This is a genomic window from Streptomyces sp. NRRL F-6676 (genome assembly GCF_000725625.1).
GTDB lineage: Bacteria > Actinomycetota > Actinomycetes > Streptomycetales > Streptomycetaceae > Streptomyces.
Genome location: NZ_JOHS01000001.1, coordinates 243,577 through 266,723 on the forward strand (window position 1 = coordinate 243,577; position 23,147 = coordinate 266,723).

Below are 23,147 nucleotides of genomic sequence, written 5' to 3' on the forward strand. Positions count from 1 at the left end.
TCACGCCCCGAGGCGGTCGGCCAGACCGGTCAGGGTCCGCCCCAGCGGGAGGTCCAGCCGTACGGCGGCCAGGTCGTCGCCGCGGGTCGGGCCCTGGTTGACGACGGCGACGGGCTTGCCCGTCTTCGCGGCGTGGCGCACGAAGCGCAGACCGGACATCACCGTCAGGGAGGACCCGGTGACCAGCAGCGCGGACGCCGCGTCGACCAGGTCGAAGCAGTGCGCGACGCGCGGCTTGGGCACGCTCTCGCCGAAGAACACCACGTCCGGCTTGAGCGTCCCCGTGCCGCACACCTGACAGGACACCGTACGGAACGCCGCCTCCCGGTCGCGGGCCAGCTCCGCGTCGCCGTCGGGGTTGACCCGGGCGGCGAGGTCGCGGAACTCCGGGTTGGCCTCGTCCAGGCGCTGGTGCAGCTGCCGGCGCGAGACGATGTTCTCGCAGGTCAGACAGATCACCCGGTGCAGACTGCCGTGCAGTTCGACCGCCTGGGGCGTGCCCGCCGCGGCGTGCAGACCGTCCACGTTCTGGGTGATGACACCGGAGACCAGACCGGCCGCGACCAGCCGGGTCACCGCCCGGTGCCCCGCGTTCGGCCGCGCCCGCCCGATCGACTCCCAGCCGAGGTGACTGCGCGCCCAGTAGCGGCGCCGGTTCTCCTCGCTGCCGGTGAACTCCTGGTACGTCATCGGCGTGTGCCGGCGCCGGCTGCCCGAGGGGCCGCGGTAGTCGGGGATCCCCGACTCAGTGGAGATCCCGGCGCCGCTCAGCACGAGGACGCCCCCGCCCGCGAGCATCCGCTCCACCACCGCGAGCCCGTCGGCGGACTCGGTGCGGAGCGGGGGATCCGGAGTCACGGCTGTGTCCATGCAGGCAGGGTACGTCGCCGCCCGCCGCAGCGGCGGGGGCCCGGCCCCGGGGCCGCCGCCTCACTCCCAGACGACGACGTTCCGCCGCACGGGCACCGCGTCCGAGTTGGACGCGAACAGCTCCGGGGAACGGCTGCGAAGCTGCTCGATGTCCTCGAAGACCGCCCGCAGATGCCCGCGCATGGTCGTGCGGGCGCGCTCGATGTCGTGGTCGAGAACGGCGCGGAGGATGTCCTCGTGCTGGTCGGCGAAGAACCGCGGCGAGCCCACCTCGTACAGCCCGAGGCGCCGCGCCCGGTCGAGATGGCCCTTGGCGGAGACCACCGTGGACCACGCGCTGCCGTGGCTGCTGAGCCGCAGCAGCCCGCGGTGGAACTCCTCGTCGAGCCCGAAGAACTCCTCCACGTCGATCCCGGGCCGCTGCTGCCGGGCGATGTTCTCGCGCAGCTCCGCGACGAGCCCGGGGTCCGGGTCGGCGGGCAGGTCGTCGAGGGCCGCCAGCTCCACCGCCTCGCGCAGGAACTGGGCGTCGGCGACCCGCGCCGGGTCGACGCGCGAGACGAACGAGCCCACCTGCGGGAAGACCTGGACGAGCCCCTCCTCGGCGAGCAGGATCAGGCTCTCGCGCACCGGGGTGCGGCTCACGCCGAGGGCGGCGGCCAGCTCGTTCTCCGACAGCGCGCTGCCGGGCGGCAGCTCCAGCGTCAGCACCCTGCGCCTGAGCGTCTCGTAGACGACGCGGCGACTGGTGCGCCGCCTGTCGGATCCAGCCATGCCGTCACTGTAGTCGACAGCCCTGGTGCACTAGTACTCCACTCTTGACCACCCCGTCGGCCAGTGCTTGTATACAAGCACTGTTATGCCACTGCGACGGGAGTAGGACCATGAGCCGGATCGAACGTGCCGAGGTGTTCGTGGCGTCACCCGGACGCAACTTCGTCACCCTGCGGCTGACGACCTCGGACGGCGTCACCGGCCTGGGCGACGCCACCCTGAACGGCCGCGAACTCGCCGTCGCCAGCTACCTCCGCGACCACGTCGCCCCCCTGCTGATCGGCCGCGACCCGGCCCGCATCGAGGACATCTGGCAGTACCTCTACCGGGGCGCGTACTGGCGCCGGGGCCCGGTCACCATGACCGCGATCTCCGCCGTCGACACCGCCCTGTGGGACATCAAGGGCAAGGTCGCCGGACTGCCCGTCTACCAGCTCCTCGGCGGCCGCTCCCGCGACGGCGTCCTCGTCTACTCCCACGCCAGCGGCACCGACGTACCCTCCCTCCTCGACGACGTCGCCCGCTTCCGCGAGCTGGGCTACAAGGCGATCCGCGCCCAGGCCGCCGTGCCCGGCGTCCCCGGCAGCTACGGCGTCCGCGTCGGCCCCGTCTACGAGCCCGCCGCCCACTCCCTGCCCGAGGAGCAGCCCTGGTCCACCGAGGCCTACCTGGACTTCGCGCCCACCTACCTGGAGGCCGTCCGCGACCGCTTCGGGTTCGACTTCCACCTCCTGCACGACGTGCACCACCGGCTCACCCCGATCGAGGCCGCCCGGTTCGGCAAGCGGGTGGAGGACTGCCGGCTGTTCTGGATGGAGGACCCGACCCCGGTCGAGAACCAGGAGTCCTTCCGCCTCATCCGGCAGCACACCACGACCCCCCTCGCCGTCGGCGAGGTGCTCAGCTCCATCTGGGACGTCCAGCACCTCATCACCGAACAGCTCATCGACTACGTCCGCACCACCGTCGTGCACGCCGGCGGCATCACCCACCTGCGGCGCATCTTCGACCTGGCCGCGCTCTACCAGGTCCGCACCGGCTCCCACGGCGCCGCCGACCTGTCACCCGTCACCCTCGCCGCGGCCGTCCACCTCGACACCGCCGTCCCCAACTTCGGCATCCAGGAGTACATGCCGCACGTCGAGGAGACCGGGGAGGTCTTCCGCAGCGAGGTGCGCTACGCCGACGGCATGCTGCACGTCGGAGAGGCCCCCGGGCTCGGCGTCGAGTACGACGAGAAGGCCGCCGAGCGCTTCCCCTACGACCCCCGCTATCTGCCCGTCGCCCGCCGCCTCGACGGCTCGGTCCACGACTGGTGAGGACCCCGTGACCCAGCAGCACACCCCGAGCGACCTGAGCCGGGACAGCCTCTCCCGGCTCGCCCCCGCACACCGCCCGCTCGTCGACCCCCGCGAACTGCGGCCGCGCACCGTCCACTTCGGTCCCGGCGCCTTCCACCGGGCCCACCAGGCCCTCTACACCGAGACGGCCGCCGCGCGCTCCGGCGAACCCTGGGGCATCGTCGCCGTCGCCCCGCGCTCCGCGGAGACGACCGCCGCCCTGCGCGCGCAGGACTGCCTGTACTCGGTCACCGAGCGCGCGCCGGGAGGGGCCCGTACGCGCGTGGTCGGCGCCCTGGTCGGTGCGCTGACGATGCGCCCCGACGCCGGCCGCGTCGATGCGCTGCTCGCCTCGGCCGAGGTCACCACGGTCACCCTCACCGTGACCGAGAAGGGCTACGCCCGGGACGCCGAGACCGGCGGACTGGACGCGGCGGCGCCCGGCATCGACGCCGACCTCGCGGCCACGGCCGGGAGGGGCACGGCCGGCATGGTCACCGTCGTCGGCCGGCTCGCCGCGTCCCTCGCCGTCCGTTTCCGCGGCTCGGCGGCCCCGCTCTCCGTCGTCTCCTGCGACAACGCGGCGGGGAACGGGAGGGCACTGGCCCGTGTCCTGCGCGAGTTCGTCGAACGCTCCGCCTGGCCCGACCGGCGGCCGCTGCTGGACTGGCTCGCCGCCGAGGTCGCCTTCCCCGACACCGTCGTCGACCGCATCGTCCCCGCCACGACGGACGAGGACCGCGAGGGCGCGTCCGCGGCGCTCGGCGTGCGCGACGCGCTGCCCGTCGCCGGGGAGCCCTACCGGCAGTGGGTGCTCCAGGACTCCTTCCGCGCGGAGCGCCCGCCCTGGGAACACGGCGGTGCGCTCCTCGTGCCGGACGTCGCCCCGTACCAGCTCACCAAGCTGCGCCTGCTCAACGGGGCGCACTCCGCCATGGCCTATGTCGGCGCGGCCGCCGGCTGCCGGACCGTGGCCGAGGTGATGGAGACGGAGTGGGGGGAGCGGCTGGTCCGCGCCTTCTGCGCGGAGGTGGCCCCCACGCTGCCCCCGGGCGGTCCCGACCCGGCGCGCTACACCGACGACCTCGTCGAACGGTTCCGCAACCCGGCGATGCGGCACCTGTTGCGGCAGATCGGGTCCGACGGGTCCCTGAAGATTCCGGAGCGGTGGGTGGGGCCGTTGCGCACGCTTCGCGCGGCGGGGGCCGGCACGCCGGTACTCGAACTGGCGCTGGCGGCATGGGCGGACGCCACCCGCCCGGGCGCGGACGGCCGTCAGCTCCACGGCACGACCGATCCGGCGGCGGAGGCGCTCGCGCGGTGCGGGGAGGCCGGTGATCCGGCCTCAGTCGTCGGCCGGCTGCTGACGACGATCGGCGCGGCGGATCTGGCGGGCGCGCCGGATCTCGTCGCGGCCGTGGCCGACCGCCTTCCCGCGCTGCGCGCGGGGCGCGTCGAGCTCTGACGCGGAGCGTCGGGGGCGGGTGGGTTCGGCGGGTGCGGGTGCGGCGTGGCTGGTCGCGCAGTTCCCCGCGCCCCTGAAAGGCGCCTGCGGGGCCATAGGAGCGCGGGGAACCGCGCGAGCGACCACGACCTACCCGCACCCGCCCACCTGCCGTACCCCCCCACCCGCCGTACCCCCCACCCCCTTTGGCGATTCAAGGAGGCACACGATGACGCACACCACCCAGGCCCCGCCCGGCAGGGCGAGCCGTAGTACCCGGGACCTCACCCGCGCCGCCGTGTCCGGGTGGCTCGGTACGGCGATGGAGTTCATGGACTTCCAGCTCTACTCGCTCGCCGCGGCCGTCGTCTTCAACCAGATCTTCTTCCCGGACGTCAGCCCCGCCATCGGCCTGATCGCCGCGATGGCGACCTACGGCGTCGGGTACGTCGCCCGTCTCGCCGGCGCCGTCTACTTCGGTCGCCTCGGCGACCGGATCGGCCGCAAGAAGGTGCTGTTCGTCACCATCGTGCTGATGGGCGCGTCCACCACCCTCATCGGCGCCCTGCCGTCGTACGCCACCATCGGCATCGCCGCCCCGGTCCTGCTCGTCGCGTTCCGCCTGATCCAGGGCTTCGGCGCCGGCGCGGAGATCGCGGGCGCCACCGCGATGCTGACCGAGTACGCCCCGTCCGGCCGCCGGGGACTGATCTCCTCCCTGGTCTCGCTGGGTACCAACTCCGGCACACTGGCCGCCTCCGGGCTGTGGGCCGTGCTCCTCGCCACCCTCTCCGAGGACCAGATGCTCGCCTGGGGCTGGCGCCTGCCGTTCCTGTGCAGCTTCCTGCTGCTGCTCTTCGCCGTGTGGCTGCGCACCCACCTCAAGGAGAGCCCGGTCTTCGAGCAACGCCCCGACGTGGTCGACGGCGTCGCGCTCTCCCGCGAAGAGCTGAAGGCCGACGGCGGTGCCGGGACGGAGTCCGGCGCGCACGCCCTGGAGGCCGGGCTGCGCCAGCGCAAGGGCCGGGCCTTCTTCCTCGCGCTCGGTCTGCGCTTCGGCCAGGCCGGCAACTCGGGGCTCATCCAGACCTTCCTGGTCGGCTACCTCGCCACCACCCTCATGGTGGACCGCTCCGTGCCCACCACCGCCATCGTCTACGGCTCACTGCTCGGTTTCGTCACCGTGCCGGTCGTCGGGCTGCTCGGCGACCGCTTCGGCCGCCGGCCCGTCTACCTCGCGCTGACCGCGCTCACCATGGTCGTCGCCGTGCCCCTGATGTACGTGATCGCCAACGGCGGCACCGTGGCGCTCACGATCGCGGTCGTCCTCGCCCTCAACATCGGTGTCCTCGGACTGTTCTCGCTGGAGAGCGTCACCATGGCCGAACTCTTCGGCTCCCGCACCCGGTTCACCCAGCTCGCCGTCGCCAAGGAGATCGGCGGCATGCTGGCCACCGCCGTCGGACCCGTCATCGCGGCGTCGCTGACCGCCGCCACCCACCACTGGTGGCCGATCGCCGCGATGCTCGTCGGCTACTCCCTCATCACGCTCGTCTCCGCCTGGCTCTCACCCGAGACGAAGGGGCGCGACCTCGTCGGACTGGAGGACGCGGCATGAAGGCCGTCGTCGTACACGGTGCCGGTGATCTGCGCATCGACCAGCTGCCCGATCCGGTCCCCGGCCCCGGCGAGGTGCTCGTCGCCATGGAGTGGGGCGGGATCTGCGGCTCCGACCTGGCGTACTGGCGGCACGGTGGCTCCGGTACGGCCGTGCTCAAGCACCCCATGGTGCTCGGGCACGAGGTCGCCGGGCGGGTCGTCCGCACGGGGCCCGGTGTGCGCGGCTTCGAGGGCGGGCAGCCGGTCGCCGTCCATCCGGCCCGGGTGGTCGGGGACGAGGTGCTGCCGGAGCGGATCGCCGGACGCACCAACCTCCATGCCCGGGTACGGTACTTCGGCTCCGCTGCCTTCGATCCGCACACCGACGGCGGGTTCAGCGAGCTCAAGGCCGTGCCCGCCGAGCAGCTCAGGGTGCTGCCGGACGGGGTGAGCACGCGTGACGGGGCGCTGGCCGAGCCGTTGGCGGTCGCGCTGCATGCCGTGCGCCGTGCCGGCGATCTGCGGGGGCGGACCGTTCTGGTCAACGGGGTGGGGCCCATCGGGTCGTTGGTCGTCGCCGCGGCGAGGCTGCGGGGAGCGGGCGTCGTGGTCGCCGCCGACATCGCGGAACCCTCGCTCGGTATTGCCCGGGCGTTGGGTGCGGAGGAGGTGCGGAACACCGGGCGGGGCGAGCGGCTGCCGGAAGACGTGGAGGTGGTGTTCGAGGCGTCGGGGGCACCGGCCGCGCTCGGGCACGTGCTGCGGGCCACCGCGCGTGGGGGGACGGTGGTGCAGGTGGGAAATTTGCCGGGGACCGAGGTGCCCGCGGTGCTGGGGGAGTTGGTGACGCGGGAGATCACATGGGTGGGGTCGTACCGGTTCGTCGAGGAGATCGGTGAGGCGTTGCGGGCGTTGGGGGAGGGGCTGGATCTGTCGCCGTTGGTGACGCACGAGTTCGGCATCGAGCGGGCGGGGGAGGCGTTGGCGGTCGCGGGGGACCGGGGGAGTGGGAGCGGGAAGGTGATGCTGCGGCTCGGAGGTGGCGCGGGGGCTGTGGGGAGTGGGGTAGAGTAGATCTTGGAAGTGCCGCCGGGGTAACCGGGCGGTGGATTCCAGGCGTTGGTCGTCCAAGGAAAGACGCCCCGCTTCCTGCGGGGAGATGCAGGTGCAAGGCCTGCCCAGCGCTCGGGTGAGGCCCGCTCCGACTGGTGTCGGGGCGGGCCTCTTTGTGTCCCGCGTCCGCGCGGCGGAGGCGCGGCTTCGATACGGTTCCGCTCCCCAGCGACGGGCCCCGAGGGCGGTCTTGTACGCTGCGGGGGCCAGTCGTGCCGCACCATGGCCAGGGAATCCGGTGGGAATCCGGAGCTGACGCGCAGCGGTGAGGGGGACGGGCGGGGCATCTCTACGCCACTGGGAGTGGGCGGGTGCCGGCGGTGGCGCCGCCGGTGTCGACCTCTCCTCGGGAAGGCGCCTCGTCCGGACGAACCCGAGTCCGAAGACCTGCTGGCACCTCCGCGTCCGTGCGCGGCGGAAGTCCACCGGCCAGGCTCCGCGTTCGAGCCCCGACAATCGAGGCGTTCCATGTTCCGTCGTGCCGTGCTGTTCGTCGCCCCCGTGCTTCTCGTCACCGCATGCGCCGGCTCCGGCGTCCCGGGCGGCGGGGACACCGAGGGCTCCGTCACCCTCACCAACTGCGGGCACAAGGTGACCCTGAAGTCGCCGCCGCGGCGTGCCGTCTCCCTCAACCAGGGCACCACCGAGATCCTGCTCGCCCTCGGTCTCGCCGACCGCATGGCCGGGACCGCCACCTGGACCGACCCCGTGATGAAGGGGCTGGAGAAGGAGAACGCCACCGTGTCGCGGCTGGCCGACAACAACCCCTCCTTCGAGAAGGTGCTGGACGCCGAACCCGACTTCGTCACCGCCTCGTTCGTCTCCACCCTCGGCAAGGGCGGCGTCGCCACCCGCGGCCAGTTCGAGGAACTCGGTGTGCCCACCTACGTCTCGCCCTCCGACTGCGCCGCCGGCAAGGACAACGACAGCGGCGGCGACGGCTCCCGCAGCACACCGCTCACCCTCGGCACCGTGTACGGGGAAATACGCGACCTGGCCCGTGCCTTCGGCGTCGACGAGCGTGGGGAGAAGCTCGTCGCACGGCTCGAGAAGCGGGTCACGGACGCCACCGACGGGCTCGACGCCTCCGGGGTCTCCCTCATGTACTGGTTCGCCAACTCCCAGTCGCCCTACCTGGCCGGCTGCTGCGGCGCCCCCGGCATCATCACCCGTGCCGTCGGCGCGGAGAACGCCTTCGACGACACGCACGACGAGTGGCCGCAGATCAACTGGGAGACCGTCGCCGACCGCGACCCGGACGTCCTGGTCATCGGTGACCTGACGCGCACGTCGCAGACGGCGGAGTCCGCGCGGGCCAAGATCCGGTTCCTGGAGAGCAACCCCGCCACCCGCAATCTCACCGCCGTCCGCGAGAAGCGCTACGTCCGGCTCAGCGGGCAGGCGATGAACCCCTCGCTGCGCACCGTCGAGGGCATCGAGCAGGTCGCCGCCGGGCTGCGCGACTTCGGGCTCGTGAAGTGAGCGCGCGCGTCACGCTGTTGACGGGCGGCGGGCTGCTCGCGCTGGCCGTGTCGGTCGCGCTCGCCGTGACCATCGGGCCCGCCGACATCTCGACGGGGGACGTGTGGGCGTCGGTCGCCTCGCACGTCGGCCTGGGGGAGAGCGGGCTCGCGCCGCTGCGGGACGGCATCGTGTGGAATCTGCGGATGCCGCGCACGCTGCTGGCCGCGGTGTGCGGGGCGGGGCTCGCGCTGTGCGGGGCGGTGATGCAGTCGCTGCTGCGCAATCCACTGGCCGACCCGTTCGTCCTCGGTGTGTCCTCCGGTGCCTCCACCGGGGCGGTCGCCGTGGTCGTCCTCGGGGTGGGCGGGGGAGCGGTGTCGCTGTCGGCGGGCGCGTTCGTCGGGGCGCTGCTGTCGTTCGGCCTGGTGCTGCTGCTCAGCCACAGCCTGGGCGGCAGCACGGACCGGGTGGTGCTCTCCGGGGTCGCCGCCATGCAGCTGTTCTCCGCGCTGACCTCCTTCGTCGTGCTGACGTCGGCGGACGCCGAGACCACCCGGGGTGTGCTGTTCTGGCTGCTCGGCTCGCTGACGGGCGCGGGCTGGTCCGAGGTACTGCTGTGCTCCGGCGTCCTCGGCGTCGTCCTGCTGGTCTGCCTCGGTCACGCCCGCACCCTGGACGCGTTCGCCTTCGGCGAGGAGGCCGCCGCCGGGCTCGGCGTACGGGTGGCCCGCGCCCGCCTCGTCCTGCTGTGCGCGACCGCGCTCCTCACCGCCGCCCTGGTGAGCTGTGCCGGGGCGATCGGCTTCGTCGGCCTGGTGCTGCCGCACGCCACCCGGGTGCTCACCGGCTCCGGGCACGCCCGGCTGCTGCCCGTCACCGCGCTGGCGGGCGCCGTCTTCCTGGTGTGGGTGGACACCGCGGCCCGTACGGTGCTCGACCCGCAGGAGGTGCCGGTCGGCGTGGTCACCTCCCTCCTCGGCGTCCCGGCCTTCGTGGCCGTGCTGTACCGGGACCGGAGGAAGGCATGAGCGGGCGGGCGGGGGAGCGTACGGAGGGCCTGGCCGCCGAGCGGGCCACGCGCCGCACCGACGGCCGGCTCCTGGTCGACGGTGTCACGCTCACCCTGCGCCCCGCGGAGACCGTCGGCCTGCTCGGCCCCAACGGTTCCGGGAAGTCCACCCTGCTGCGGCTGCTCGCCGGGGTCCTCGCGCCGACCGCCGGTGTCGTCACCCTCGACGGACGGGAGCTGTCCCGGGCCGGCCGCCGTGCCGTCGCCCGCCGGATCGCCACCGTCGAACAGCACGCGCACACCCAGACCGAGCTGACCGTCCGCGAGGTCGTCGCCCTGGGCCGCATCCCGCACCGCCGCGCCTGGACGACGCCGACGGCCGCCGACGCCCGGGCCGTCACCGAGGCCCTGGAACGCACCGGACTGACCGGCCGGGCCGCCCAGTCCTGGCACACCCTGTCCGGCGGCGAACGCCAGCGCGCCCAGATCGCCCGGGCGCTGGCCCAGGAGCCGCGCGAACTCCTGCTCGACGAGCCCACCAACCACCTCGACATCCAGCACCAGCTCGACCTGCTCGACCTCGTCGCCGGGCTGCCCGTCACCACGGTGATCGCCCTGCACGACCTCAACCTCGCCGCGATGTACTGCGACCGGCTGCTGGTGCTGGAGGAGGGCCGCGCGGTCGCGGAGGGGACCCCCGGCGAGGTGCTCACCCCCGCACTCATCGAGCGGGTGTACGGGGTGCGTGCCGAGGTGCGGGAAGGGCCCGGGCACCCCGTCGTCCGCTTCCTGCGGCGGGAGGGCGGTGCCCGGAGTCAGCCCTGACCGGGGTGGGTGTGACTGTGGGACACCTCGGGCGCGCAGGGGTCGCGCTTCTCCGCCCGGCGGTCCCGCAGCCAGTCGAGCACGGCCAGGACCAGCGCGCCCAGCATCGGCAGCAGGCCGGACCCGATGGCGACCGCGACGGCGGTGCGGTAGTGATGGCCGGCGTGCCCCAGCACCATGTAGAACAGCCCGGGCAGGGCCGCCGTACCGACGGCTCCGCCCAGTCGCTGCCCGGTCTGGAGCGCGCCCCCGGCGGCGCCCGCCATCCGCACCGGCACGTCCCGCAGCGTCATGGTGATGTTGGGCGAGATGACGCAGCCACTGCCCAGGCCGCCGACGAGGAGCGCCGGGGCCGCCCACCACACCGCGGCCCCGCCGGACACCAGCCGCAGCACGGCGACCGCCGTCCCCAGGCCCGCCACCACACCGACGAGCCCGCACACCGTCAGCAGCCGGCCGAGCCGCTCCACCAGCCGCCCGGACACCACCGCGCCGAGCGCCGAACCGAGGGCGAACGGGGTCACCGCGAGCCCGGAGCGCAGCGGCGAGTAGCCCTCGCCGTTCTGGAAGAACAGCGCGAACACCAGCCACACCCCGCTGAAGCCCACGAAGTACAGGGTGGCGATGGCCGCCCCCGCCGCGTACCCGCGGGTGGAGGTGACCAGCCGGGGATCGAGCAGCGGCTGCCCGTCACGGGCGCCGACCCGCCGCTCCCAGCGGGCGAAGGCCACCAGCAGCGCCACACCGACGAGGAACAGCCACCACAGCCGCCGTACGCCGCCGGACTCGGCCATCACCAGCGGCAGCATCACGGCCAGGACGCCCGCGCCGAGCAGCGCGATCCCGGGCAGGTCGAGCCGTTCGCGCCGGCCGGGCTTCACATGGGGCAGCAGGCGCAGGCCGAGCACGAGCGCGAGGGCGCCGACCGGCACATTGAGGTAGAACAGCCAGCGCCAGCCGTCCTCCCCGCCGGCCAGGGTGAGGACCAGTCCGCCGACCACGGGGCCGATCGCGCTGGAGATGCCGACGGTCGCCCCGAACAGGCCGAACGCCCGGCCGCGTTCGGCGCCCCGGAACAACTGCTGGATGAGCGCCGAGTTCTGCGGCGCCAGACAGCCGGCGGCGGCGCCCTGCGCCAGCCGGGCCACCACCAGGAGCGTCACGCTGGGGGCCGCGCCCGCGGCCGCGCTGCACAGCACGAAGGCGGTGAGGGCCAGCAGGAAGATGCGGCGCCGGCCGAGGGCGTCCCCGAGCCGGCCGGCGGCGACCAGGACCAGGGCGAACGTCAGCGCGTAGCCGGAGACCACCCACTGGATGGCCGGGGCCGAGGTGTGCAGCTCGCGCTGCATGGAGGGCAGGGCGACGGCGACGATGGTGACGTCCAGCAGGCTCATGAAGCCGGCCACCAGGGTCACCGACAGGGCCTTCCACCGCCTGGGGTCTGCCCCCTCGGCCGTGTCCGCGGGGTGTCCGCCCCGTTCCTCCGCCTGCGCGCGCACGCCCACCCGAGCTCCCTTTCGCCGTCGCGGCACCGGCCGCGGGGTGTCCGTACCCCGCGGCCGGTGGGCCGCGCTCCACATTCCGCGACGGGTATCCCGTGACCACGTCCTACACTCCCGTCCACCGCGGTCACGGGCCAGGGCGGGCGGTCAGCCGGCCTCGGCGTGCTCCTCGGAGCGGGACTCCTCGGCGGCCCGCCCGTCCGCCGCGCGGGCCTTGCGGCCCGGCAGCACCGCGAGGACGATCAGCGCACCGGCGGCCATGATGATCCCGCCGACCAGGCTGGTGTGCGCCACGCCGTGGGCGAAGGCCTCGTGCACCGCGTCGACCAGGGCCTGGGCCTGCTGGGGGCCGCCGCTCGGGTCCTTGGCGACCTGTCCGGCGACCGCGAGCCCGCCGCCCACCGACTCCCCGGCGGCGTCCAGCGCGGCGGCCGGCAGCCGTCCGCCGATCAGCTCGCCCAGCCGGTCCTGGTACGCCGTGCCGAGGAGCGAACCGAGGACGGCGATGCCGAGCGCGCCGCCCAGCTCCAGCGAGGTGTCGTTGGCGCCGCCGCCCACGCCCAGCTCCGACTCCGGGAACGAGCCCATGATCGTGTCGGTGGCGGGGGAGACGCTCAGTCCGATGGCGAAGCCGAGCAGCAGCAGCGACGGCACGAAGTCGGCGTAGGTGGCGTCCGCGCCGATCGTGGTGAGCAGGAAGACGCTCACCGTGCCGATGACCATGCCGGGCACCACCGTCGCCTTCACCCCGAGCCGCGGGGTGAGCCGGCCGGTCACGGCGGCCCCGACGAACACCGCGCCGGCCAGCGGCAGCAGCCGGACGCCGGTCTCCAGGGGGCCGTAGCCGAGGACGAATTGCAGGAACTGCGTGAGGTAGTAGATCGAGCCGTAGGCGCCGAAGAAGAAGAACAGCACCGCGATCATCGAGCCCGCGAAGGGGCGCCGGGTGAACCGGCGGACGTCCAGCATGGGGTGCGGGTGCCGCAGCTCCCACAGGGCGAAGGCGACGAGACCCACGCCCGCGACCGCGGCCGCCGTGACCGGTCCGGCGCCCCAGCCGAAGTGCGGGCCCTCGATGATGGCGTACACCAGGGCGCCGACGGAGACGATGGACAGCAGACCGCCCACGTAGTCGATCCGGCCCATGTCCCGCGCCCGGGACGGCGGGACGAGGACGAGCGCGCCGAGCACGGCGACGACGGCTATGGGCACGTTGACCAGGAACGTCGAGCCCCAGGCGTGGCTCTCCAGGAGCCGTCCCGCGACCAGCGGGCCGACCGCGATGGCCAGCCCCGAGGTGGCGGTCCAGGCGGTGATCGCCCGGGTCCGCTCCCCCTTGGGGAAGACCGCGACCAGCAGCGAGAGCGTGGCCGGCATGACCACGGCCGCGCCCACACCCATGACCGCGCGGGCGGCGATGACCAGTCCGGTCTCGTGCACCAGGCTGCCCATCACCGAGCCGCCCGCGAAGATCAGCAGCCCGGTGACGAGCGCGCCCCGGCGGCTGTACTTGTCACCGATCGCGCCGAGCACCAGCATCAGCGCGGCGTACGGGACGGTGTAGCCGTCGATGACCCATTGCAGGTCGCTGCTGCTGAGATGCAGATCGGCGGTCATGTCCGGGGCGGCGACGATCAACGACGTGTTGGCCATGACCACGAGCAGCAGGCTCAGGCACAGCACGAGCAGTGCCCACCAGCGCCGTGGGTAGGGCCCGGTCATCTTCTCCACCGGTGTGTTCGCCATGAGCGGCATCGAGGGCTCCAGAAGCAACGTGAGCGTCGGGCAATTAATTACCCATCGATGTGCAGATTAGTTTGTTGCTCATGGGTGTGCAAATAGAGCGGGCCGACGAGAGCGCCGGACGTCGGCACCTGGGTCGGGGCATGGGCTTCGTGCGCGTCGGAGCTGTGCGCCGAAGGGGAGAGCGGCGGGCCCGGCTTCCAAGGCGGTGACGGCTTCCTCGGCCCGCTTCCGGCTGCCGCGCGGGGAGACGCGGGGGGCGAGGTCCGCCGCGGCGACGCCGTCCGCGGGCATGTCCTCAGCGGGAGCGGAGGGTCCGGTAGGCGAACTCCACCAGGTAGTCGTTGAGGCGCAGTGAGGCCGAAGCGGCCTTCTCCTCGTCCCCTTCGCGGATGGCGTGCAGCACGGCGCCGTGCAGGCTCGCCGCCGTGGCCAGTTCTTCGGCCGGGTCCTGGATGTGGGCGAACCAGAAGCGCCGGGAGAGTCCCTGCAACGGGGTCATGGCCACCAGCAGGTATTCGTTGTGCGCGGCGGTGGCTATCAGCTCGTGGATCTCCTTCAGGGCCCGGTCGAACGCCCTGAGGTCGGTGCCGGGAAGCGCGTCCAGGCGGTCGGCCAGGCGCAGCATGGCCTCTTTCTGCTCCGCGCCCGCCCGGTGCGCCGCCAGGCGGACGGCGAGTTCCTCCACCGAGCGGCGCAGTTCGAGGAGCTTGAGCTGCGCCTCGACCGAGGTGCCGGCCACGAAGACGCCGCGGTTCGGGTGGATCTCCACCATCCGCTCGCGCGCCAGCCGCTGGAGTGCCTCGCGGACCGGAGTGCGCCCGAGACCGGTCAGTTCCATGAGGGCCGCCTCGGACAGCATCGCTCCGGGCGGCAGCTCCTGGAACGTGATCATGCTTTGCAGTGCGTCATACGCCTGGTCGGCCTTGTTGACGCTCTTCTCCACGCGGCTGCTCCCGTCTTCTCACCCGCGGGCCGGGGCCGGAATCGCCCGCCGTCTCACCTCTGGACATGAGGCAGTCTACCGTTGTACGACTAGTACATGACCAATATATCGGCTGCGGGGGGTCATCTCCCGCAGCACGAATGGAAACTGTCCGCGGTGTTTCCGGCCGATGTGGACCTGCCGGTGCTGGCCGACGTGGACGTGCTCGTCGTCGGCGGCGGGGCGGCCGGAGTGGCCGCGGCCACCGTCGCGGCCGAGAGCGGACGCAGTGTCGTCCTGATCGAGAAGTACGGGTTCTGCGGCGGCGCCGCCGTGGCGGGGCTCTCCGGAACGCTCTGCGGCCTCTACCTCGCCACCGATCGCGATGCCCGGCCCGAGCAGGTGGTCTTCGGCTTCACCGAACGCTTCCGGTCCGCACTGGCCTCTCGTCATGGCCTGACCGAACCGCAGAAGTACGGCAAGACATGGACCAGCGCCCATGACCCCCTCGTATGGCGGGAGACCGCCGACTCACTGCTCGGACACGCCGGCGTGCGCGTCCTGTTGCACACCGCCGTCACCGGCGTCCTCATGGACGGGGACGTGCACCTGGGCGTCGTCGTCGAGTCCAATGCCGGCCGCGCCGTCATCAGGGCGGCCCGCACCATCGACGCGTCGGGAGACGCGGCGGTCGTGGCCCGTGCCGGGCACGGCTACACCTTCGGCGACGACGGTGTGATCCAGAACCCGACCATGTTCTTCCGTATCGGCAATGTCGACATGGACCGCTACCTGGACTACTACGGCACCGACACCATCTGCCCGCCCAAGGTCACCGAGGCGATCATGGCGGCGCGGTCCGCCGGTGAGGAGCTGCCCCGGCAGAAGATCTGGATCTTCCGCACCACCCGTCCCGGCGAACTCATGGTCAACGCCACCCGTCTGACGGCCCGGGACGGCAGGATGCTCAACGTCATCGACCCGGAGGACTTCACCGAGGCCGAGATCTCCGGCCGCCGGCAGGTGCGCGCCTACGCCCGTTTCCTCGCGCGGTACGTCCCGGGGTGCGAGGACAGCTATGTCGTCGACACGGGCGTCGAGGCGGGCATACGGCAGACCCGGACCGTCACCGGCTGCGAAACCCTCCGCAACGACGATGTGCTCGTGGGCCGCAAACGCCCCGACGGCATCTGCCGGGTGCCCTGGCCCATCGAACTGCACAGCGGTGACCGTCCCAGGCTGCACTGGCTGCTCGACGACTACTACGAGGTGCCCTACGGCACCCTCGTGCCCGCGACGGGCGAGAACGTCATCGTCGCCGGCCGCTGCCTGAGCGCCGAGCACGAGGCACTCGCCTCCGCACGCGTCACCGCCCAGTGCTTCGAGTACGGGCACGCGGCCGCCGTGGCCGCGGTCCTCTCCCTCGATCACGACATCCGATTCCGCGACATCAAGGGCGAAGCCGTCCGCGCCGTCATGGCCGCGAACGGAAGTGCCCTGTGAACCACCACCCCCAGGAGATTTCCGTGCCCGAGTCCGGCCCCACCCCCGGTCCCCTGTCCGATCCGACGCCGCTGCGCAGCAACTTCGAGCCGGGTACCACCCGTTGGGCCGTCCGGCGTGCCCAGTGGTCCGCCATGGGGCTGACCCAGGAGGAACAGCGGCGGCCGAAGATCGCCGTTGTCAACACCTCCTCCCGGCTGTCGGTCTGCTTCGCCCACCTCGACGACGTGGTCGGCGTCGTCTCCGAAGCGGTCCGCGAGGCGGGCGGGCTGCCGCTGGAGATCCGTACGACCGCACCCAGCGATTTCGTCACCAGCGCCGGCCGCAAGGCGCGTTACCTCATGCCCACCCGCGACCTGATCGTCAACGACATCGAAGCGGCCGTCGAAGGCGCCCAGCTCGACGCCATGGTCCTGCTCTCCTCCTGCGACAAGACCACCCCGGCCCATCTGATGGCGGCGGCCCGCCTCGACCTGCCCGCCGTCGTGGTGATCGGCGGCTACCAGCAGGGCGGCACCTTCGCGGGCTGCTCCGTGGACATCGACACCGTGTACGAGTCCGTGGGTGCGCTCGCCTCCGGGCGGATGAGCGTCGACGAACTGGGCCGCATGGCCGACTGCGCCATCAAGGGCCCCGGCGTCTGCGCGGGACTGGCCACCGCCAACACCATGCACATCCTCGCCGAGGCACTCGGTATGACCATGCCCGGCTCCGCCCCCGTGCGGGCCAACTCCGAAGCCATGCTCGCCCGTGCCGCGGAAGCCGGCCGCCGCATCGTGGAACTGGTCCACGAAGGCGTGACCGCCCGCCGCGTCCTGACCGCCGAGGCGATCGAGAACGCGGTCGAGGCCGCCCTCGCCCTGGGCGGCTCGGTCAACTGCATCCGCCATCTGACGGCGGTGGCGCAGGAGGCCGACCTCGGCCTGGACGTCGTGGCGATGTTCGAGGAGAAGGGCAGGGACGCGGTCCAGCTGGCGGCCATCAGACCCAATGGCACACACCAGGTCTGGGACCTGGAACGGGTCGGCGGCGCCCAGGCCGCGCTGCGGGCGCTGCTTCCCCGCCTGAACGGTGACGCCCTGACCGTCTCCGGCCGTACGGTGGCCGAACTCGCCCAGCGGGCACCCGCCCCGGACGGAGAGGTGCTGCGTCCCCTGACGGACCCGGTGAACACGGAGCCCGGCCTGCTGATCCTGCGGGGCAGCCTCGCGCCCGACGGCGCCATCGTCAAGGTCGCCGGAGTCGGCGCCGCCCGCAGGCAGTTCTCCGGACCGGCCCGCGTCTTCGCCGGGGAGGACGAGGCGATCGCCGCCCTGGGCGAGTCCGCCATCCGCCCCGGCGACGTGATCGTCCTGCGGGGCATGGGACCCCGCGGCGGCCCGGGCACCGTGTTCGCGGCGAGCTTCGTGGCCGCGCTCAACGGCGCCGGGCTGGGCGGACAGGTCGCCGTGGTCACCGACGGCGAGCTCTCCGGCCTCAACCACGGCCTGGTCGTCGGCCAGGTCATGCCCGAGGCCGCGGACGGCGGACCGCTCGCCGGTGTGCGGGACGGCGACCGCATCTCCGTCGACCTCGACGCACGGCTCCTCGACACCGGCACCCCGCGGAACGGCGCTCCGGTCACCGCCGGCGATCCCCGGGCCGAGCGGGGCTGGCTCGGCCAGTACGCCGCGCTCGTGAGTCCCATCCAGCAAGGCGCCGTACTGCGCCGTCCCCTCCAGACCGGGCAGGCCGGTCCGACCACCGGAGGAACCGAGTGATGGCGACGGCGTCCCAGTCGCGGCGAGCGGGTGTGGCGGCACTCGTCGGCACGGCCCTCGAATGGTACGACTTCCTGATCTACGGCACCGCGGCCGCGCTCGTCCTCAACGAGCTGTTCTTCCCCGCCGCGAACCCCCTCGTCGGCACCCTGGCGGCCTTCGCCACCTACGCGGTGGGCTTCCTCGCCCGGCCTCTCGGGGGCCTGGTCCTGGGCGCGCTCGGCGACCGGTGGGGACGCAGGGCCGTCCTCGTCCTCACCCTGCTCATCATGGGCTCCGCCACCGCCCTGATCGGTGTGCTGCCGACGTACGGCCAGGCGGGGGCCGCGGCCCCGGTCCTGCTCATCCTGCTCCGGCTCGTGCAGGGCTTCGGCGCGGGAGGAGAGTACGCCGGGGCGGTCGTCCTCTCCGTCGAACACGCCGACCAGCAGCGTCGCGGAGCTGCCGGGGCCTGGGCACCCCTCGGGTACGCCGCGGCCACGCTGCTGGCCGCGGGGGTGTTCCAGCTGTTCCTGCTCATGCCCGACGACCAGTTCCGCGCATGGGGCTGGCGCCTGCCCTTCCTGCTCAGTCTTGTCGTTGTCGCCGTCGGTTACCTGATCCGACGGCGGATCGGCGAGACACCGGCCTTCGAGAACGCGCAGGAGCCGGAGACGCCTCGGCGGCTGGAGCTGTTCGCGGCGCTGCGCAAGGAGCCCAGGAGCTTCCTGGTGGTCATCGGCGCCCGCTTCGCCGAGAACGGCTTCGCCTACCTGTTCCCGGTCTTCGGCGTCGCCTTCGTCACCACGGAGCTCGGCGTCGGCGAGGACGTGGCCCTGGGCTCCGTCGTCGCGGCGGCCGCGGTGGAGATGATCACTATTCCCTTCTACGCACGGCTGTCCGACCGGATCGGACGACGCCCCGTGTACACGGTCGGAGCGATCGCCTCCGCACTGTGGGTCGTCCCCTTCTTCCTGCTCGTCGGCACCGGCTCGACCTGGACGGTCGTGTGCGCCTTCGTCGTGGGGCTGGGGCTGGCCTACCCCGCGATGCTGGCTCCGCAGGCCGCGTGGTTCGCCGAACTCTTCGGCACGCGCACCCGGTTGTCCGGATTCGCGTTCGCCCGCGAGATCGGCTCCGTCCTCGCCGGCGGCCTCGCCCCCTTCGTCGCCACGGCGTTGTACGCGTGGGCCGGGCACTGGTGGCCCGTCGCCCTGTACATGGGGTTCATGACGATCATCACGCTGACGGCTCTCGCGGTCGGATCCGAGACCGTCCACCGGGACATCGAAACACCGGTGTCCGGTGAGACCCCGGCAGGCGGGGTCCGGCAGGATGCCGTTCCCGAGGCGGCGCCTCCATCGGTCGTGAACACCGAGCGGTGACCAGGCGACCGGCCGCCCCCGTGACGGGGACGGCCGGTCGGGAGAGGGACCGGGCGTCAGGCGCCGACGTACGCCGCGAGGTGCTCGCCGGTGACGGTGGAGCGGGCCGCGACCAGGTCGGCCGGGGTGCCCTCGAACACGATCCGGCCGCCGTCGTGACCGGCCCCGGGGCCCAGGTCGATGATCCAGTCGGCGTGCGCCATCACCGCCTGGTGGTGCTCCACGACGATCACCGACTTGCCCGAGTCGACCAGCCGGTCCAGCAGACCCAGCAACTGCTCGACATCGGCGAGGTGCAGCCCGGCGGTCGGCTCGTCCAGGACGTACACACCGCCCTTGTCGCCCATGTGCGTGGCCAGCTTGAGCCGCTGCCGCTCGCCCCCGGAGAGCGTGGTCAGCGGCTGGCCCAGGGTGAGGTAACCGAGCCCGACGTCGGACAGCCGCTGAAGGATCCGGTGCGCCGCCGGGGTGCGCGCCTCGCCCGCCGCGAAGAACTCCAGCGCCTCGGTCACCGGCATCGCCAGCACCTCGCTGATGTCCCGGCCGCCGAGCCGGTACTCGAGGACCGACGCGTCGAACCGCTTCCCGTCGCACTCCTCGCAGGTGGTCGCCACCCCGGCCATCATCGCCAGGTCCGTGTAGACGACACCGGCGCCGTTGCAGGTCGGGCAGGCGCCCTCCGAGTTGGCGCTGAACAGCGCCGGCTTCACGCCGTTGGCCTTGGCGAACGCCTTGCGGACCGGCTCGAGCAGCCCGGTGTACGTCGCCGGGTTGCTGCGCCGCGAGCCGCGGATCGCGCCCTGGTCCACCGAGACCACGTCCGCGCCGGCCGGGATCGACCCGTGGACGAGGGAACTCTTGCCGGACCCGGCCACACCGGTGACGACGGTGAGCACACCGAGCGGGATGTCCACGTCCACGTTCCGCAGGTTGTGCGCGTCGGCCCCGCGGACCGGGAGCGTGCCGGTCGGCGTGCGCACGCTCTTCTTCACGGACGCCCGGTCGCCGAGATGGCGCCCGGTGAGCGTGCCGCTCGCCCGCAGCCCCTCGACGGTGCCCTCGAAGCACACGGTGCCGCCGGCCGCGCCGGCGCCCGGGCCGAGGTCGACGACGTGGTCGGCGATCGCCACGACCTCCGGCTTGTGCTCCACGACGAGCACCGTGTTCCCCTTGTCCCGCAGCCGCAGCAGCAGGGTGTTCATCCGCTGGATGTCGTGCGGGTGCAGCCCGGTGGTGGGCTCGTCGAAGACATAGGTGACATCGGTGAGCGAGGAGCCGAGGTGGCGGATCATCTTGGTGCGCTGCGCCTCGCCGCCCGACAGCGTGCCCGCAGGCCGGTCCAGGGAGAGATAGCCGAGGCCGATCTCGACGAACGAGTCGAGGGTGTGCCGCAGCGAGTCGAGCAGCGGGGCCACCGACGGCTCCTCGAGACCGCCCACCCAGGTGGCGAGATCGCTGATCTGCATCGCGCAGGCGTCCGCGATGCTCACACCGTCGATCGTCGACGACCGGGCCTCGGGGCTCAGCCGGGTGCCCTCGCACTCGGGACAGGTGGCGAAGGTGACCGCCCGGTCCACGAACGCCCGGATGTGCGGCTGCATGCCCTCGCGGTCCTTGGCCAGCATCGACTTGCGGATGCGCGGCAGCAGACCCTCGTAGGTCATGTTGATGCCCGCGATCTTCATCCTGGTCGGCTCGCGGTGCAGGAAGTCGGCCAGCTCCCGCTCGGTGTACGCGCGGATCGGCTTGTCCGGGTCGACCAGGCCCGACTCGCTGTACAGCCGGTGGTTCCAGCCGCCCGACTTGTAGCCGGGCACCTCCAGGGCGCCCTCGTTGAGAGACTTGGTGTCGTCGTAGAGCTGGGTCAGGTCGAAGTCCTGGACCGTGCCCCGGCCCTCGCAGCGCGGACACATGCCGCCGGTGATGCGGAAGCTGCGGCGCTCCTTCACCTTCTGCCCGCCGCGCTCGATCGTGACCGCGCCCGCGCCGCTGATCGAGGCGACGTTGAAGGAGTACGCCTTGGGCGAGCCGATGTGCGGCCGCGCGAGGCGGCTGAAGAGGATGCGCAGCATCGCGTTGGCGTCGGTGGCGGTGCCGACGGTGGAGCGGGGGTCGGCGCCCATCCGCTGCTGGTCGACGATGATCGCGGTGGTCAGCCCGTCGAGGACGTCGACCTCGGGGCGGGCGAGGGTCGGCATGAAGCCCTGCACGAAGGCGCTGTACGTCTCGTTGATCATCCGCTGCGACTCCGCGGCGATCGTGTCGAACACCAGCGAGCTCTTGCCCGAGCCGGAGACACCGGTGAACACGGTCAGCCGGCGCTTGGGGATCTCGACGGCGATGTCCTTGAGGTTGTTCTCGCGCGCCCCGTGCACGCGGATCAGATCATGGCTGTCGGCGACGTGCGGCGTGGGCACCTGGTTCTGCGCGCTCGTGTCGATGCTCAACGTCTCTCCCTGTTTCCGTCCGCGGTCCCGGGGCCCCCGTCCCGGCCCCCGGCAGCCACACTATGCGGGCGCGGGCGGCCGGGGCTTCTCGAATACTGACCGATCGGGGCGGGCGGCACGGACGGCGTGGACGGCGGCACGGTGCCTGCCGCACGAGGCCGCCCGCCGTCCCCGGGGTGCGCCGGGGACGGCGGGCGGCTGCGGGGGTCAGGTCAGCAGGAGCCCTCGTCCTCCCAGGGGCCCCATTCGGCGGCTCCGGGCTTCTCGTTCTGGGTCCACCACTTGGCCTTCCAGTTGTGCTTGTCGTACGACACCTCGTCGCCCTTGACGTAGACCGCCGACGCGCTCCACGCCGACGTGCAGGCGGTGCCCGGCTGCGACGGCGTCGGGGTGGGCGTGGTCGTGGGCGGGGTGACCCCGGCGAACTTCACCGAGTACTTGGCGAAGTCCCATGCGTTCTGCGCCACGCTGGAGCAGGTGCCCGACGTGCGGCCCCCGTTGTCCGGCGGGCTGCACTGCCGGTCGCGGTTGAGCGACCAGAACGTGAAGCGGTCCATGTGGTGATTGGTGGCGTAGTCCAGCACCGTCTGGAAGTCGGACTGCGCGAAGTACTCGCCGGTGTCGCTGCGGCCGTTCATGCCGGAGAAGCCCTCGTGGGCGTAGGCGGTCGCCTCGTCCCAGCCGAACGTCGACTGAAGGATCTTGTTGAACTTGGTCAGCGCGTCGGTCTGGGCGGCGGCGCCGTTGAAGCCGCCGTCGAACGGCATGATGGAGAAGTTGTTCGGGGTGAACCCCTGGGACTTCGCCTCCAGCAGCATCTGCTTGCCGAACCAGCCGGTGCCGTCCGCCGTCGTGCCCGCGGTGGTGACGGAGACGTAGAGGCCGGGGTTGTTCTGCTGAAGGATCTTGGCCGCGCCGATCTCGTTCCTGATCGCGGCCGTGTTCTCGTACTCCGGCTCCTCCAGATCGAAGTCGATGGCGTGCAGCCCGTACTTGGTGATGACCTGCTGGTACGCGGCGGCGGTCGAGGCCGCGTCGGAGCAGGTCTGGCCGAGCTTGGTGCCGCCGTAGCCGCCGATGGAGACGGAGACGTCGCCGCCCTTGGAGCGGATCTTGTTGATCACCGCCTGCACGGCGGTGTCCGAGGAGACCGCGGAGGTGCCGCCCCAGGTGGGGGAGCAGCCGCCGCCGTTGGGCGCGAGGACGAACGCGAGCTGGAAGGCCTTCAGGCCGGTGGCGTCCATGATCGCCGCGGCGTCCGGCGGGTCGTTGTCCAGCGGCATCAGATAGGGGGCGGCCGCGTACCAACGGTTGCTCAGCGCGTTCGTCGCGCCCGAGGCGTTGCCCGCGAGCAGTGCGGTCGAGCCGGCCGCGGCGATTCCGACGGCGGCGGCCGCGCCCAGACATGCGCGAAGACGTCTCACTGTGTGCCTCCAGGTGGGGCTGTGGGGAGTCGTCCCAGCTT

General features: G+C 72.6%; 17 protein-coding genes and 1 riboswitch. Of the genes, 10 read left to right on the top strand and 7 right to left on the bottom strand.

Annotated features, from left to right (window positions below; all coding sequences use genetic code 11):
* Both IO29_RS01020 and IO29_RS01025 read right to left on the bottom strand, forming a co-directional pair.
* Positions 1-870 (bottom strand): NAD-dependent protein deacetylase, encoded by an 870-nt coding sequence (locus tag IO29_RS01020; RefSeq protein WP_030378241.1) that lies wholly within the window; start codon positions 868-870, stop codon positions 1-3.
* Between the two features lie 60 nt (positions 871-930).
* A complete protein-coding gene (locus IO29_RS01025) occupies positions 931-1,644 on the bottom strand; it encodes a GntR family transcriptional regulator (protein WP_030378242.1) in 714 nt (237 codons plus the stop codon).
* A 110-nt stretch (positions 1,645-1,754) separates the two neighbouring features.
* Here IO29_RS01025 and manD point away from each other — a divergent pair, with 110 nt between their 5' ends.
* The 7 genes from manD to IO29_RS01060 all read left to right on the top strand — a co-directional run bounded on the left by manD (position 1,755) and on the right by IO29_RS01060 (position 10,438).
* Positions 1,755-2,963, top strand: coding sequence for a D-mannonate dehydratase ManD (gene manD / locus IO29_RS01030; RefSeq protein WP_030378243.1), 1,209 nt, complete (start codon positions 1,755-1,757; stop codon positions 2,961-2,963).
* A 7-nt stretch (positions 2,964-2,970) separates the two neighbouring features.
* Positions 2,971-4,449 carry a mannitol dehydrogenase family protein gene (locus IO29_RS01035; protein ID WP_051707100.1) on the top strand — a complete coding sequence of 493 codons (1,479 nt, stop codon included), beginning with the start codon at positions 2,971-2,973 and terminating at the stop codon, positions 4,447-4,449.
* A gap of 208 nt (positions 4,450-4,657) precedes the next feature.
* Complete coding sequence (locus tag IO29_RS01040) at positions 4,658-6,046, top strand: MFS transporter (protein WP_030377076.1); 1,389 nt, start codon at positions 4,658-4,660, stop codon at positions 6,044-6,046.
* The gene (locus IO29_RS01045; RefSeq protein ID WP_030377077.1) at positions 6,043-7,101 is read left to right on the top strand and encodes an L-idonate 5-dehydrogenase; all 1,059 of its coding nucleotides are present in this window, start codon (positions 6,043-6,045) and stop codon (positions 7,099-7,101) included. The genes IO29_RS01040 and IO29_RS01045 overlap by 4 nt, the downstream gene beginning before the upstream one ends.
* Before the next feature lie 229 nt (positions 7,102-7,330).
* Positions 7,331-7,550: riboswitch (cobalamin riboswitch) on the top strand.
* 58 nt (positions 7,551-7,608) lie between these two features.
* Complete coding sequence (locus IO29_RS01050; RefSeq protein ID WP_030377078.1) at positions 7,609-8,622, top strand: ABC transporter substrate-binding protein; 1,014 nt, start codon at positions 7,609-7,611, stop codon at positions 8,620-8,622.
* Positions 8,619-9,632 carry a FecCD family ABC transporter permease gene (locus IO29_RS01055; protein WP_030377079.1) on the top strand — a complete coding sequence of 338 codons (1,014 nt, stop codon included), beginning with the start codon at positions 8,619-8,621 and terminating at the stop codon, positions 9,630-9,632. The genes IO29_RS01050 and IO29_RS01055 overlap by 4 nt, the downstream gene beginning before the upstream one ends.
* Positions 9,629-10,438: an ABC transporter ATP-binding protein gene (locus IO29_RS01060; protein ID WP_030377080.1), complete on the top strand. Its 810-nt coding sequence runs from the start codon at positions 9,629-9,631 to the stop codon at positions 10,436-10,438. Before IO29_RS01055 ends, IO29_RS01060 begins: the two co-directional genes overlap by 4 nt.
* Here the strand turns inward: IO29_RS01060 and IO29_RS01065 are convergent.
* The 3 genes from IO29_RS01065 to IO29_RS01075 all read right to left on the bottom strand — a co-directional run bounded on the left by IO29_RS01065 (position 10,429) and on the right by IO29_RS01075 (position 14,629).
* A complete protein-coding gene (locus tag IO29_RS01065) occupies positions 10,429-11,943 on the bottom strand; it encodes an MFS transporter (RefSeq protein ID WP_030377081.1) in 1,515 nt (504 codons plus the stop codon). The two genes, IO29_RS01060 and IO29_RS01065, sit on opposite strands and share 10 nt — an antisense overlap.
* 144 nt (positions 11,944-12,087) lie before the next feature.
* The gene (locus IO29_RS01070) at positions 12,088-13,695 is read right to left on the bottom strand and encodes an MFS transporter (protein WP_030377082.1); all 1,608 of its coding nucleotides are present in this window, start codon (positions 13,693-13,695) and stop codon (positions 12,088-12,090) included.
* A gap of 286 nt (positions 13,696-13,981) precedes the next feature.
* Complete coding sequence (locus tag IO29_RS01075) at positions 13,982-14,629, bottom strand: GntR family transcriptional regulator (RefSeq protein ID WP_030377083.1); 648 nt, start codon at positions 14,627-14,629, stop codon at positions 13,982-13,984.
* Between the two features lie 156 nt (positions 14,630-14,785).
* Here IO29_RS01075 and IO29_RS01080 point away from each other — a divergent pair, with 156 nt between their 5' ends.
* The 3 genes from IO29_RS01080 to IO29_RS01090 are packed head-to-tail and all read left to right on the top strand — an operon-like array spanning position 14,786 to position 19,235.
* A complete protein-coding gene (locus IO29_RS01080; RefSeq protein WP_030377084.1) occupies positions 14,786-16,111 on the top strand; it encodes an FAD-dependent oxidoreductase in 1,326 nt (441 codons plus the stop codon).
* A gap of 23 nt (positions 16,112-16,134) precedes the next feature.
* On the top strand, positions 16,135-17,871 hold the full coding sequence (locus IO29_RS01085; protein WP_199806814.1) for a dihydroxy-acid dehydratase: 1,737 nt from the start codon (positions 16,135-16,137) through the stop codon (positions 17,869-17,871).
* On the top strand, positions 17,871-19,235 hold the full coding sequence (locus tag IO29_RS01090) for an MFS transporter (protein ID WP_033224329.1): 1,365 nt from the start codon (positions 17,871-17,873) through the stop codon (positions 19,233-19,235). Before IO29_RS01085 ends, IO29_RS01090 begins: the two co-directional genes overlap by 1 nt.
* A gap of 56 nt (positions 19,236-19,291) precedes the next feature.
* Here the strand turns inward: IO29_RS01090 and IO29_RS01095 are convergent, their stop codons facing one another.
* The gene (locus tag IO29_RS01095) at positions 19,292-21,652 is read right to left on the bottom strand and encodes an ATP-binding cassette domain-containing protein (RefSeq protein WP_030377087.1); all 2,361 of its coding nucleotides are present in this window, start codon (positions 21,650-21,652) and stop codon (positions 19,292-19,294) included.
* Positions 21,653-21,894: 242 nt separating this feature from the next.
* On the bottom strand, positions 21,895-23,106 hold the full coding sequence (locus IO29_RS01100; protein WP_030377088.1) for a carbohydrate-binding protein: 1,212 nt from the start codon (positions 23,104-23,106) through the stop codon (positions 21,895-21,897).
* Positions 23,107-23,147: the final 41 nt, after the last annotated feature.

Bases quoted from the DNA above. Each gene is read 5' to 3' on its own strand.
- IO29_RS01020 (WP_030378241.1), bottom strand. From the start codon at position 870: ATGGACACAGCCGTGACTCCGGATCCCCCGCTCCGCACCGAGTCCGCC.
- IO29_RS01040 (WP_030377076.1), top strand. From the start codon at position 4,658: ATGACGCACACCACCCAGGCCCCGCCCGGCAGGGCGAGCCGTAGTACC.
- IO29_RS01060 (WP_030377080.1), top strand. From the start codon at position 9,629: ATGAGCGGGCGGGCGGGGGAGCGTACGGAGGGCCTGGCCGCCGAGCGG.
- IO29_RS01090 (WP_033224329.1), top strand. From the start codon at position 17,871: ATGGCGACGGCGTCCCAGTCGCGGCGAGCGGGTGTGGCGGCACTCGTC.
- manD (WP_030378243.1), top strand. From the start codon at position 1,755: ATGAGCCGGATCGAACGTGCCGAGGTGTTCGTGGCGTCACCCGGACGC.
- IO29_RS01070 (WP_030377082.1), bottom strand. From the start codon at position 13,695: ATGCCGCTCATGGCGAACACACCGGTGGAGAAGATGACCGGGCCCTAC.
- IO29_RS01025 (WP_030378242.1), bottom strand. From the start codon at position 1,644: ATGGCTGGATCCGACAGGCGGCGCACCAGTCGCCGCGTCGTCTACGAG.
- IO29_RS01050 (WP_030377078.1), top strand. From the start codon at position 7,609: ATGTTCCGTCGTGCCGTGCTGTTCGTCGCCCCCGTGCTTCTCGTCACC.
- IO29_RS01045 (WP_030377077.1), top strand. From the start codon at position 6,043: ATGAAGGCCGTCGTCGTACACGGTGCCGGTGATCTGCGCATCGACCAG.